We start from the raw sequence: 12709 nt of genomic DNA, 5'->3' as shown, positions 1-12709 counted from the left end.
GGACGGGATATCGACTGTAGATGGACGCCGATGAGCCGGTCCGCCGGCCAGGCCGGTACGGGGCGCACAGTTGATCGAGATACGTCGATTGACACTTCCTGGGCCCAGGAGAACAATATCTGCTACACGACGCCACACGGAGCCGGGCAGGGCAAGCCAGACGTGGTGGACGCGCCGTGGTCACTGCGGGGAGTTGGGCGTACCCGCGAGCACAACGCGCAGACCAAACCCAGCCTGAAACAGGCGTTCGAAGGAGTCGTCCGTGAGAATCAGAAGGAAACTACTGCTCGGCTTGGCCGTGTCGCTTGTCGCGGCCGGCCTGGTGGTCCCCACGTTCAGTCCCGCGTACGCGGCCTCGCTGACCGAGGTGACCAGCTTCGGTGACAACCCTGGCCGGATGCGCATGCACATCTACGTGCCGGACAACCGCCCGGCCCGGCCGGCGACGGTGGTGGCCATGCACGGCTGCGGCGGATCGGGCCCCGGCTTCTACTCCGGAAGCGAGTTCGCCAGCCAGGCCGACCGGTACGGCTTCATCGTGATCTACCCGTCGGCGACCCAGCAGGCCGGTTTCGGCAACTGCTTCGACGTCTGGTCGGACGCCGCCAAGCGCCGCGGCGGCGGCAGCGACCCGGTCTCGATCATGTCGATGATCCGGTACGCGCAGCAGCAGCACAACGCCGACCCGGAGCGGGTCTACGCCACGGGCAGTTCCTCCGGCGGCATGATGACCAACCACATGCTGGCCCTCTACCCGGACGTCTTCAAGGCCGGCGCCGCGTTCATGGGGGTGCCGTTCAACTGCTTCGCCAACGCGGCGGACTACCCGCCCGGCAGCAGCCAGTGCACCGGCGGCAACATGAACCGTACCCCGCAGCAGTGGGGTGACGCGGTCCGCCAGGCCTACCCCGGCTACTCCGGTCCGCGGCCACGGGTGCAGCTGTGGCACGGCACCAACGACACGCTCGTGCCGTTCTCACTGCTCCAGGAGACCGTCGAGCAGTGGACGAACGTGTTCGGGCTCAGCCAGACGCCCACCTCGACCGACACGCCGCAGGCCAACTGGAACCGTCGCAGGTTCGCCGACACCAGCGGCACCGTGCAGGTCGAGGCGTACAGCATCCAGGGCGCCGGGCACAGCCTGCCCTCCGGCGGCATGGCCGCGTCCGCCGTTCAGTTCTTCGGCCTGACCAACCCGAACCCGACCACCCCGCCGCCGAACCCCACCACCCCGCCGCCGAACCCGACCACGCCGCCGCCCAACCCCACCACCCCGCCGCCGACCACCCCGCCGCCGGGCTCCGGCGCCTGCCGGGTGGCCGTCGCGATAAACGCGTGGAACAACGGCCTCACCGAGAACCTCACCATCACCAACACCGGCAGCAGCGCGATCAACGGCTGGTCGCTGGTGTTCACCCTGCCCAGCGGCCAGACCATCACCGGCGGCTGGAATGCCACCTACTCCCCCACCTCGGGGCAGGTGACGGCCAGGAACGTCTCGTACAACGCGAGCATCCCGCCCAACGGATCACTGACGATCGGCTTCCAGGCGACCCACACCGGTAACACCGCCAGGCCCGGCTCGTTCGCCCTCAACGGGGCGGCCTGCACGGTCGCCTGACACCGTCGGTACTCCGGGGACGGCGCGTTCGCGCACCTCCCCGGAGTACCTGCCGGTGGTGTGCCGCGTCGCCGGCCCGGTTCCGCCCCCTCCGGCCCGGCCCGCCGCGCCTACGCCTTGGTGTTGACGCCCTGCGCGAGCAGGCCGTCGACGAGGGCGCGGAGGCCGTCGACGTAGGTGTCACGCGGGGCCAGCACCGCCCAGCGGTCACCGAGCGCGGCGAGGTGCGGCAGCTTCTCGGCGTCGATGTTGCCGAAGAACGCGCCGTGGTGGGCGACCGCGGCACCGTCGCCCCGGCGGGCGGTGTGCGAGCGGACGAGGATCTCCCCGACCGTGTAGTACCAGATGCTGCGGAAGACGTAGACCGCGTGGTCGGGGGTGCAGCCGTAGTCGATCGCGCCGGCCACGACAGCCTCGACCAGCCCCAGGGGCGAATCGCCGAGCCGGGCGATGAATCCGTCGGTGGTGAGGACCTCGGCGGCCCAGGGCCACGCCGCCAGCGCGTCGTGGATCGTGGCCGCCGCGGCGATGATGCGTTCCTGCGGCTCCTCCGGCAGCCCGGGATGGGACACCTGCTCCCCGTACTCGTTGATCAACAGGAACAGCAGGTCCTCCTTGTCCTGTACGTGGTGGTACAGGGTCGTCGCCCCTACGCCGATCTCAGCGGCCAGCTTGCGGATGGTGAGCCTCTCCCACCCGTTTCGGTCGATGAGGCCACGCGCGGCGGCCAGGATCTGGGCGCGCGATGTCGTCGGCGGTCTGCCTGCTTTGAGCCGGGGCGCATTGACTTGGGGCACAGCCCCATCATGCCCCCTCCGCCAACCGGCGTGCTTCGAGGTGACGCGCTAGACAGCGGCCCAGCGCCGATGTTAATTTCAGAACGCGTTCGAAAACTCGGGCGCTACCTCGCTACGACAGAGGACCGGTTTGCGGTGACCAACAAGGCATTACTCAACGGACAATCAGCAATCGATCGGGGTGCCCGGCCAGGGCTCACCCTTGCCGCAGTGGCCGTCGTGCAGTTCATGGTGTCGCTGGACCTGTCGGTCGTGAACCTCGGCCTCCCGGAGATCGCCCAGAGCCTCGGCTTCAGCGAACTGGGCCTGACCTGGGTGATCCACGCCTACGCCCTGGCCTTCGGCGGGCTGCTCCTGCTCGGCGGCAAGATCGCCGACCGGTACGGCCACAAGCGGATCCTGCTCATCGGGCTCGTCGTGTTCGGTATCGCCTCCCTCGCGGGTGGCTTCGCCGACGTACCCGGTCAGCTGGTGGCCGCCCGCGTCGCGCAGGGCGTCGGCGCCGCGCTGCTGGCCCCCGCCGCGCTGGCGCTGCTGACGGCGACGTTCCCCAGCGGCAAGGCCCGGGTCAAGGCGTTCGGCGTGTGGGCCGCGATGAACGCCGCGGGCGGCGCTCTCGGCGTGCTGATCGGCGGCGTGCTCACCGAGTACGCGGGCTGGGAGTGGGTGATGTGGGTCAGCGCCCCGATGGCCGCGGTCGCGGCGGTCCTGGCCTGGCGTGGCATCGCCCGGGATCTGCCGGTCGCGCCCGACGGCCGCCCGGACGTGCTGGGTGCGCTCCTGGCCACCGGCGGCATGACGCTGCTGGTGCTCGGCATCGTCCGCACGGACCGGTACGCGTGGAGTTCGATGGTCACCCTCAGCACCCTGGGGGCGGCGGTCCTGCTGCTCGCCGCGTTCGTCTACGTCGAGCGGACCACCACTCGCGACCCGCTGGTCCGGGTCGGCCTGCTGGCCAACCGCTCGGTCGCCGGCGCCAACACGTACAACCTCATCTTCGGCGCCACCATGGCGTCGGCCTTCTACTTCATCTCGCTCTACCTGCAGCGGGTGCTCGGCACCAGTCCGGCGGAGACCGGGTTGAAGTTCCTGCCGTTGGCGATCGGCGTGGTCGTCGGCTCCGTCATCGCGATCAAGCTGGGCTACAAGGTCCCCGCCCGGACTCTCATGATCACGGGCGCGCTGGTGAGCGCCGTCGGGTTCGCCGGATTCGGGCTGATCAGTGCCGACGGCTCGTTCGTCGCCGACGTCCTCGGCCCGTCGGTGATCGCCAGTGTCGGCTTCGGGCTCTGCCTCGGGCCGATGGTCTCCACCGCCACGCACGGCGTCGCGCAACACGAGACCGGCACGGCGTCCAGCCTGTTGAACAGCTCCCGCCAGCTCGGTGCCGCGCTCGGCCTCGCCGCGCTCAGCACCGCCGCCTTCGAATACTCCGGCAAGGAGGGCACGCCCAGCGCACTCAGCGACGGGTACGCCTTCGCCCTGACGCTCGGCGCCGGACTCTGGGTCGTCGCCGCCGTCATCGCGCTTGTCGTGCTGCCCCGGGTCAACCCGGCGATGCAGGCCGAACAGGACGATCGCGAGCTGGTCGACGTACCGGAGAAGGCGGTCTGACCGGCGCTCGGTAACCAGGTGGCAACCGCGCATCGCGATGTCGGTCGACACGCCGCGACGAGGGTCCCGTCACCGCCTTCGGCGGACCCTCGGTCAGTCAGCCACGCGGCACTGCGTCGACGGCCGGTACGTCATGAGCGGCTCACTCGGTGACGACCGGGGTCGGCTCGCGACGAAACATGTGTCGCGCGCCGACCCCGGTCGGACAACACACCGTCGCCGGACTCGCGTGCCCGCACACGGTCGTCCCACCGGCCCCGGAAGTCCGGCCCGGGCCCGGTCCCGCGACCCGGCGGCCGCCCCGCACTGTGGAGCGTGCCGCAGCTGAAGGATGGGAAGATGCCCACAGACGGACCCCGCAGGCGGGGCGCCGGCCGACCACCGCGCCTGTCCCTGGAAGCGATCATCGAAACGGCCACCCGGATCCTGCAGGACGAAGGACTCGAAAGACTGTCGATGCGACGCCTGGCGCACGAACTGGGCAGCGCCCCGATGGCGCTCTACCACCACGTACGCGACCGGGACGACCTGCTGGTGCGGGTGATGGAGTCGCAGGCGCGGACAATCGCCCGGCCCGATCTCCCCGCCGAGCCCCGCGAACGGCTCATCACCGCTTCGGTCCTGCTCTACGACCTGCTCGCCGAACGTCCCTGGACAGTCGAGGTGCTGGCCAGCGACAACCTGATCGGTCCCTCGGCACTCTGGATCGTCGAGGAGATGCTGGACGCGGCGGTCGACTACGGTCACTCCACCGACGACGCACACCTCGTCTACCGCACCATCTGGTACTACATCGTGGGGAACCTGCTGATCCGAGGGACCGACGCTCGCCGCCGCGCCCGGGACGGGACGGCGCACCGGGACGAGGTCGCCGCCGACCTGACGACAGTCACCCATCCACGGCTGGCGTCGATCGCCGACCGGTGGGCCGAACTCAACGCCCGGGAGACCCACGAACAGGCGCTGACGGCGATCGTCGACGGCCTGCTGCCCGCCCGCTTCGCCACGAAGTCCCAGCGCACCGCGGCGGGAACCGCCCCCGCGGTCACCAGGAAGAGACCCGACCAGCAGGGCAACGTCGATCCGAGCCGGCTGGACCTGTTCGTCTCGTTGTGCATCCCGCCCTACGGATCTGCTGCCGAGTTCAGCGTGAGCTGGTACCCCGCCCTGCGGACCTGACGGGGCTGGTGCGCCGCCGGTCACCACGTCGACGTACCCCGGCCAGACGGACGGCCGGGGTACGTCGACGACAGGGCGTCAGAGCCGAAGCTGGGGCGAGTGCAGGTCCAACCAGGTGTGCAGGTCGAGCACCCGCTCCAGGCCGCCACGCATCGCCACCGGCATCCGCGACGGATCCTGCGCCACGGCCTGCTGGGCCCAGTTCCGGTCGATCACCGCGAACACCTTCGCCTCCCGGTCCGCCACCAGCTCCTTCACCTGCTGCTGGAGGATGCCCGCGTACGCGGGGTTCTGCGTCGACGGGTAAGGGCTCTTGACCCGCTCCACCACGGATCGGGGCAGTACGGGGGCGGCGGCCTGACGCAGCAGGCTCTTCTCCCGGCCGTCGGACACCTTCATCGACCACGGCGTGTTGTAGACGTACTCGACGAGCCGGTGGTCGCAGAACGGCACCCGCACCTCGAGCCCGACCGCCATCGACAGCCGGTCCTTGCGGTCGAGCAGGGACCGGACGAACCGGGTCAGGTGCAGGTGGCAGGTGATCCGCATGCGCCGCTCCGCCGCGGACTCCCCGTCCAGGTGCTCCACCTCGGCGAGCGCCGACGCGTACTGGTCCGCCGTGTAGGTGCCGACGTCGAGCCGTTCGCGCAGTCCCGGCTCGATGTGGTCGGTACGTCCCGGCAGGGTCAGCGGCGGAATGACTGTCATCCAGGGGAAGGTGCCGGCGTTCAACGCCGCCTCGTGGTGGAACCACGGGTAGCCGGCGAACACCTCGTCCGCCGCCTCCCCGGACAGCGCCACAGTGGAGTGTTGCCGGATCGCCTTGAACAGCAGGTACAGCGACAGGTCGAGATCGCCGAAGCCGTTCGGGATGTCGCGGGCGGCCACCGCCGCGCGCCGCACCGCGGGATCGGACAGGTCGGCGGGGTCGAGCACCACGTCCCGGTGGGCCGACCCGACGTGGGCCACGACGTCGCGCACGAACGGTGCGTCCGGGGTGTCGCGCATCTCGTCGGGTACGAAGTTGTCCTCCTGGCCGACGAAGTCCACCGAGAAGCTGCGTACCTGCTCGCCCCGCATGCCGAGCCGCTGCGCGGCGATGGAGGTGATCGCGCTGGAGTCCAGGCCGCCGGAGAGCAGGACGCACTGCGGCACATCGGAGATCAGCTGGTGGTCGATCACGTCGGTGAGCAGGTCACGCACCCGGGCCACGGTGTCGTCGAGGCTGTCGGTGTGCTCGACGGCCCGCAGTCGCCAGTACACCCGCTGCCTGATCCCGGCGCGGTCCACGGTGACCAGGGCACCGGGCAGCACCTCGTGCATGCCCTTCCACAGCGCCCAACCGGGTGCCTTCGTCTGGGCGAACAGCTCACGTAGCCCGTCGGTGTCCACCACCTTGGGCGCCAACGGGTTCGCCAGGATCGCCTTGGGCTCGGAGCCGAACAGGACGCCGTCCGGCGTCGGGTAGTAGAAGAGCGGCTTGATGCCCATGCGGTCGCGTACCAGGACCAGCTTCTGGTCGCGCTCGTCCCAGACCGCGAAGGCGTACATGCCCTCCAGGTGGTCCACCACGCTCTCCGACCACTGCAGGTACCCGCGCAGCACGACCTCGGTGTCGCTCTCGGTCCGGAAGGTGTGTCCGAGCGCGGTGAGCCGTTCGCGCAGCTCCCGGAAGTTGTAGACCTCCCCGGAGTACACCAGGGCCACCTCGCCCGCCGGCGTACCCACGCTCATCGGCTGCACACCGCCCGGCAGGTCGATGACGGCGAGGCGCCGGTGCCCCAGCGCGGCGTGGGTACGCACGAACACCCCGCGGTCATCCGGCCCCCGACAGGCCATGGTCTCCGTCATCGCGTCGAGTGTCGGCCCCTGGCGCACCAAATCAGCGTCGAACGACACCCACCCGGCAATACCACACATCTCATCCCCATTTCACTCGTGTCGTGCGCGATGCTCGTCGGTGCGGGTCAAGGGGTCGACGGCCACGGCACCGCCGACGTGGCGGACATCGCGCGGGCGCGTGCCGTGAGGAGCTCGACCACCGCGTCGCGGTGCTCGTCCAGGTAGAAGTGCCCGCCGGCGAAGACGCGGCACTCGTACGCGCCGTCCGTGGCGTCGCGCCAGCCCGCTGCCTCGCCGGCGGTGACCTCCGGATCGCGGTCGCCGTGCAGCACGGTGACCGGTGCCCGTAGCCGCACTCCGGGCAGCGGCCGGTAGGTTTCGCTGAGCCGGTAGTCGGACCGGATGACCGGTAGAAACGCCTGGATGAGCACCGGGTTGTCGAGGATGTCCAGGTTGGTGGCCTCGGTGCGGCGCAACTCCTCGATCAGCTCGTCGTCGCTGCCGAGGTGCACCTGGCCCGGGCGGGCCAGGTGCGGCGCGGGATGCCCGGACACCACGAGCGCCACCGGCGGGTCGCCCGCCGCCGTCAGACGGCGGGCGATCTCGTACGCGACGACCGCGCCCATGCTGTGCCCGAACAGGACTGTGGGTGTCGGCGGCCCCTCCAGCGGCAGGTCCGCCGCCACCGCGTCGACCAGCTCCCGCATGTCCGTGGGGGCCGGCTCGGCGAACCGGTCCTCCCGACCCGGGTACTGCACGGCGAGGAACTCGATGTCCCAGGGCGCCGACGTGGTCCACGGCCGGTAGTAGCTCGCGCTGCCCCCGCCGTGCGGAAACAGCACCACTCGGGCTCGGGCGTAGGGCCGGGGAGCGAGCCTGCGGAACGCCCCCGGGGACAGCTCATCGGCCGGCATCGTGGCGACTCACTCGCTCACGCCGGACGCCGTGGACAGGCTCCAGAAGTCAGCGTAGCGACCGCCGCTACGGAGCAGCTCGTCATGGCTGCCCTCCTCGACGAACCGGCCGTCGTCGACGAAGACGACCCGGTCGGCGCGTTGGACGGTCCGCATCCGGTGCGCGACCATGACCACCGTCCGGCCCGCCATCAGGCGTTCGATGCCGTCGTGGACGGCCGCCTCGTTGACCGGGTCGAGCGCCGAGGTCACCTCGTCGAGCAGCACGATCGGCGCGTCCTTCAACAGTGCCCGGGCGATCGAGACCCGCTGCCGCTCACCGCCGGACAGGGACGCGCCCCCCTCGCCGACGTTCGCGGCCCAGCCACCGGGCAGCCGCTCGACGACCTCGTCCAGGCGCGCGGCAGTCGCCGCCGCCCGTACCTCGGCCTCGCTGGCGTCGGGGCGACCGAGCCGCACGTTCTCCTCGATCGTGCCGTCGAACAGGTAGACGTCCTGGAAGACGATGGCGATCTGGGACATCAGCACACCCGTGTCGATCTGACGCACATCGACACCGCCCACCCGCACCGCTCCGGCCTCCACGTCGTAGAACCGGGCGATCAACTGCAACAGGGTGCTCTTGCCCGCGCCGGACGGACCGACGACCGCCAGCCGCTGCCCCTGTGGCACCGACAGCGACACGCCGTCGAACACCGTCCGGTCGCCGTGCCGGAACGTGACCGCGTCGAACTCCAGGTCGAACCGCTGCGGTTGGACGGGTTGGGCCGCCTCGGGCAGCGGCTCGGTGCGCAGCACCCTGTCGAGTCGGTCCAGCTCGGCGCGGGCGGTGCGCAGCTTGCCTCCGATGTCGGACAGGGACAGCAGCGGATCCGCGCTTCGGGCGGCGAGCACCAGAATCGCCAGGATCTCCGCGGCCCCGATGTCGCCACCGAGCGCCAGGTAGGTCCCCAGGACCAGCACCGTGGTGAAGACGGCCTGCACGATGACCGTCAGACCGACCGCGCCGGGCAGCACCGACATCGTCTGCCGGCGGGAGGCCCGCTCGACCCCCTGGAGCGCGTCGTCGAGCAGGCTGAAACGCTCGCCGCTACGGCCACCGGCCCGCAGCACCGGCTGGGCCTGCAGGTACTCGATGACCCGAGCGCTCGCCTCGTTGTTGCGGGCGGCGTTGTCGGCGTCGTTGGCGGCCATCAACCGGGCGGTCCACAGCTGGGTAAGCACCACGAGCGGGGCCGCCACCAGCGCGGCCAGCCCCAGCTGCCAGTTGAACACAGTTATCACGGCCACGATCGTCAACGGCGTCACGCAGGCGGAGATGAACGGCCCGAGCAGGTGCGCCGACACCCCCATCGCCGCGAGCAGACCGCGACTGGCCATCACGGAGACCTCACCCACCCGGGCGGCGTTGTACCAGCCGATGGGCAGCCGGGCCAGGTGCTCGCCGAGGCCGTGGTACATGCCCCGCAGCATCGTGGTCCCGACCCGCATGCCGGACAGGTCACTGGCGTAGCGCAGGACCGCGTAGACCGCGACGCCGACCCCGAACGCGATGAGCCACGGCCAGGCGTCCGACGGTGTGCTCCCGAACAGTGCCCGCAGCACGGGCACCAGCAGCGCGTAGAGCAGACCTTCCAGCACTGCGGTCACCGTCATCAGGGCGACCGTGCGGCGCATCGGCTTGGCGTACTCGTCGCCGAGCACCCGCAACAACATTCTGATCATCGGGAAAGGTCTCCTTGCAGTACACCACCGCGGGCTTCACTGTCGTCGGCGACCGCCGACTGCTGGGTCCGCCAGAACGCGGCGAACTTTCCGTCCTGGGCGAGCAGGTCGGTCGGCCTGCCCTGCTCGACGACCATCCCGTCCTCGAGCATCACGACAAGGTCGGCGTCGGCGATGGTCTCCAGGCGGTGCGCGATGACCAGGACGGTCCGGTCGCGCAGTGTCGACAGGGTCTGCCGTACCGCCTGATCGGTCTGCGGATCGGCGAAGGCGGTCGCCTCGTCCAGCACCAGGACGGGCGTGTCGGCGGCCAGCGCACGGGCGATGGCGATGCGTTGCGCCTCACCACCGGAGAGCTTGACCTCCTCGCCGATCACCGTGTCGTAGCCGCGGGGCAGCGCGAGGACGCGGTCGTGGATGTGCGCCAGTCGGGCCGCGCGCGTCACCTCGTCGGGGTTCGCGTCTGGGACCGCAAGTGCGATGTTGTCCGCGACCGACGCGCGCAGCAGACGGACGTCCTGCAGGACGAAGGAGACTCGGCGGTAGAGCTCCCGGCTGTCGATGTCGCGCAGGTCGACGCCGCCGAGGCGCACCGACCCGGCCGTCGGGTCGAAGAACCGGGGCAGCAGTTGCACGAGCGTGGACTTTCCGCTGCCGGACGGCCCGACCACCGCGGTGAGCGTGCCCGGTTCCAGCACTAGGTCGATCCCCCGCAGCACCTCGGGGCCGTCGTCGTCGTAGCTGAACCGGACGTCGCGCAGCTCCACCCGGTTGTCCTGCGGGGCGGCCGGGCGCGCGGGCTGGGGCAGCGCACCCACCCCGAGGACCTCACGGATGCGGCCCACCGCACGGCCGGCGGCCTGCATGTCGTCGAAGCCGTGGCCGAGGGCCGCGACCGGAGCGGTGAGGCCCAACCCGAGCAGCAGGAAGGGCAGCAGGTCCACCGGGGGCATGTCGCCGGAGGTGATCCGCACCGTGCCGCCGATCAGCACCACCAGCAGCACGAAGGGCGGCGACAGCGCCAGTTGCATGCCAGCGGCGACCGCGGAGACACCCCGCACCCAGCGGGTGAAGATGTCGACGAAGTCGTCGGCGGCGGTGAGGAACTTGCGGTGGGCGCGTTCGGAGCCGCCGAACGCCTTGACCACCGCGATGCCCTGCACGAACTCCACGACTGAGGAGGCGATGCGGCCCATCGCCGCGTCGAAGTCCTCCTGCGCGCGGTTACGCGCCGGAGTCATCAGCAGCGGGACGTGCGCGATGGCCAGCACCACGGGGATCAGGGTGATCAGGGTGAGCCGCCAGTCGATGGTCAGCAGGTAGACAAGGGACACGAGCGGCACCACGAAGGCGGAAACCAGCTCGCCGGGAGCGTGGGCGATGAAGGGGTGCACGGCGGCGACGTCGTCACCGACCACCTTCGCCAGCTCACCGCTGCGACGCCGGGAGAGCCAGCCGATGGGCGCCTGGCCGAGGCTGCGGGCCAGTTCCCGACGCAGCGAAAGCTGCACCTTGCCGTCGAGCACGTGACCGAGACCCGACGACGCGCCGGTGAACACCAGACGCACGAACAGACCGATCGCGCCGAGGATCACGGCGGTCCATACGCGGTTAGAATCGACCGGGCCGGGCGACAGCAGCGCGCGCCCCAGCTCGATCACCGCGAACAGCGGCGCCAGCCCCGCGACGGCGCCGATGACCTGAAGGACCACGACGACCACGAAACTCGGGGCGTGAGGACGCAGCAACGGCCCCGTGCTCACCGGCTGCCGTGCCGTGGGAGTGCCTCCCGATGACGGCGTGGACTGCTCTCCTGCCTCAACGGAGTGGGTCGCACTCATCGCTCTCCCGTCCCTATTTTCAAACATGTTCGAGAATTACTGTACCCCGAACCCATCCGCCGAGCTACCGTGAACCGGCAGGCCGCGAATGAACAGCTTGTGGCGCTGGGAACAGGTCGGTGACCACCAGCGGATCTCCCGGATCCGGGGTGGCGACCTCGGGATAGCCGAGGGTCTCGGTCAGCTCCTTCCAGGCGGTGGCGACGGCCAGGTGGCGCTGGCCGCCGCGCAGCGGGTCGACTTTCGCGTCGATCCGTTCGCGCAGGTCGTCGAGGGCGGTCAGCACCCCGTCCCCCCACAGCTCACGCACCACGCCCGACCAGGAGGGTGTCAGCGGTGCGCCCACGTAGTCAGCGGTGGGTCCCAGGACGTCCGACCACCGCGTGTCGGCGGCCGCCGCACCCGCGAGGAAGACGCCCGCCGGATCCGCCGGCGTACGCAGCACCGGGCTCCAGAGCACCGGGCCGTGGGTGTTGGCCAACAACAGGTTGCCCGCGTCGGTGCCGACGGTGATCCGGTGCAACAGCAGACTCGTACTGTCGTCGCCCGCCTGCATCCGGTTCTCCACCCGCAGCGTCAGCGGTACGCCGGCAACCTGCCCGTCCACGCTGGTCAGCGGCCGGCCGGCCCGGTCGCCGACGGCCGACAACGACCATGGCCGCAGCCCGTCGAAGACCTCGGCGAGGATGTCGAGCAGGTCGAAGCAGACCTGCACGGCGCAGACCGCGTCGACGAAGACCGGCCGGCGTAACCGGACCAGCGTGCGGGCGGCCGAGATGAACTGCCGGACCGGCTCCACATGCGGATAGAAGGTGTTGACCACGTACTGGGTGCCGGCGCGGCGCGCGGCCCGCAGGCAGTCCGCCAGCTCCGCCGGGTGCACCGGATGCTCCTGCAACACGTGGATGCCCCGGCCGAGCAGCGCCGTGGCCAGCTCGACGCCCGGCCCGCCACCGACCGCTGTCGACACCACCACACAGGCCGCGTCGATGTCGTCGGGCAGCTCGGCCACGGTGGAGTACAGCGGAACCCCGTACTCCTTCGCCAGCGCCACCGACCGGGTGCTGCCCCGGGCCAGGATGCCGGCGAGCTCGAACCGTTCCGGGGCGCGGGCGATGGCCGACAGGTAGACCTGGCCGAACCGGGTACCGCAGACGACGACCCGCATCGGGCGTG

The 12709-nt window shown here is 70.6% G+C and carries 9 protein-coding genes; 3 read left to right on the top strand and 6 right to left on the bottom strand.

What is annotated here, in order from left to right:
• The first annotated feature begins 262 nt into the window (after window positions 1-262).
• The gene (locus CLT74_RS05215; protein WP_099845526.1) at window positions 263-1621 is read left to right on the top strand and encodes an extracellular catalytic domain type 1 short-chain-length polyhydroxyalkanoate depolymerase; all 1359 of its coding nucleotides are present in this window, start codon (window positions 263-265) and stop codon (window positions 1619-1621) included.
• 110 nt (window positions 1622-1731) lie between these two features.
• On the opposite strand, the gene CLT74_RS05210 is transcribed toward CLT74_RS05215, so the two are convergent.
• Complete coding sequence (locus CLT74_RS05210) at window positions 1732-2418, bottom strand: TetR family transcriptional regulator (protein ID WP_099845525.1); 687 nt, start codon at window positions 2416-2418, stop codon at window positions 1732-1734.
• Between the two features lie 210 nt (window positions 2419-2628).
• Between CLT74_RS05210 and CLT74_RS05205 the strand changes: the two genes are divergently transcribed.
• Both CLT74_RS05205 and CLT74_RS05200 read left to right on the top strand, forming a co-directional pair.
• Window positions 2629-4032 carry an MFS transporter gene (locus tag CLT74_RS05205; RefSeq protein WP_199172115.1) on the top strand — a complete coding sequence of 468 codons (1404 nt, stop codon included), beginning with the start codon at window positions 2629-2631 and terminating at the stop codon, window positions 4030-4032.
• A 339-nt stretch (window positions 4033-4371) separates the two neighbouring features.
• Window positions 4372-5211, top strand: a complete 840-nt coding sequence (locus CLT74_RS05200; RefSeq protein ID WP_099851341.1) for a helix-turn-helix domain-containing protein — start codon at window positions 4372-4374, stop codon at window positions 5209-5211.
• A gap of 78 nt (window positions 5212-5289) precedes the next feature.
• Here the strand turns inward: CLT74_RS05200 and asnB are convergent, their stop codons facing one another.
• From asnB to CLT74_RS05175, 5 genes are all read right to left on the bottom strand, one after another.
• Window positions 5290-7131 carry an asparagine synthase (glutamine-hydrolyzing) gene (gene asnB, locus CLT74_RS05195; protein WP_099845524.1) on the bottom strand — a complete coding sequence of 614 codons (1842 nt, stop codon included), beginning with the start codon at window positions 7129-7131 and terminating at the stop codon, window positions 5290-5292.
• 47 nt (window positions 7132-7178) lie between these two features.
• On the bottom strand, window positions 7179-7967 hold the full coding sequence (locus CLT74_RS05190) for an alpha/beta fold hydrolase (RefSeq protein ID WP_199172113.1): 789 nt from the start codon (window positions 7965-7967) through the stop codon (window positions 7179-7181).
• A gap of 9 nt (window positions 7968-7976) precedes the next feature.
• Window positions 7977-9692 carry an ABC transporter ATP-binding protein gene (locus CLT74_RS05185; protein WP_099845522.1) on the bottom strand — a complete coding sequence of 572 codons (1716 nt, stop codon included), beginning with the start codon at window positions 9690-9692 and terminating at the stop codon, window positions 7977-7979.
• The gene (locus CLT74_RS05180) at window positions 9689-11404 is read right to left on the bottom strand and encodes an ABC transporter ATP-binding protein (protein ID WP_486582005.1); all 1716 of its coding nucleotides are present in this window, start codon (window positions 11402-11404) and stop codon (window positions 9689-9691) included. Before CLT74_RS05180 ends, CLT74_RS05185 begins: the two co-directional genes overlap by 4 nt.
• A 193-nt stretch (window positions 11405-11597) precedes the next feature.
• Window positions 11598-12701, bottom strand: coding sequence for a Gfo/Idh/MocA family oxidoreductase (locus CLT74_RS05175; protein ID WP_199172111.1), 1104 nt, complete (start codon window positions 12699-12701; stop codon window positions 11598-11600).
• Window positions 12702-12709 lie beyond the last annotated feature (8 nt).

This window comes from Verrucosispora sp. CNZ293, from assembly GCF_002754655.1.
This window is presented reverse-complemented; position numbering and strand designations above follow the sequence as displayed.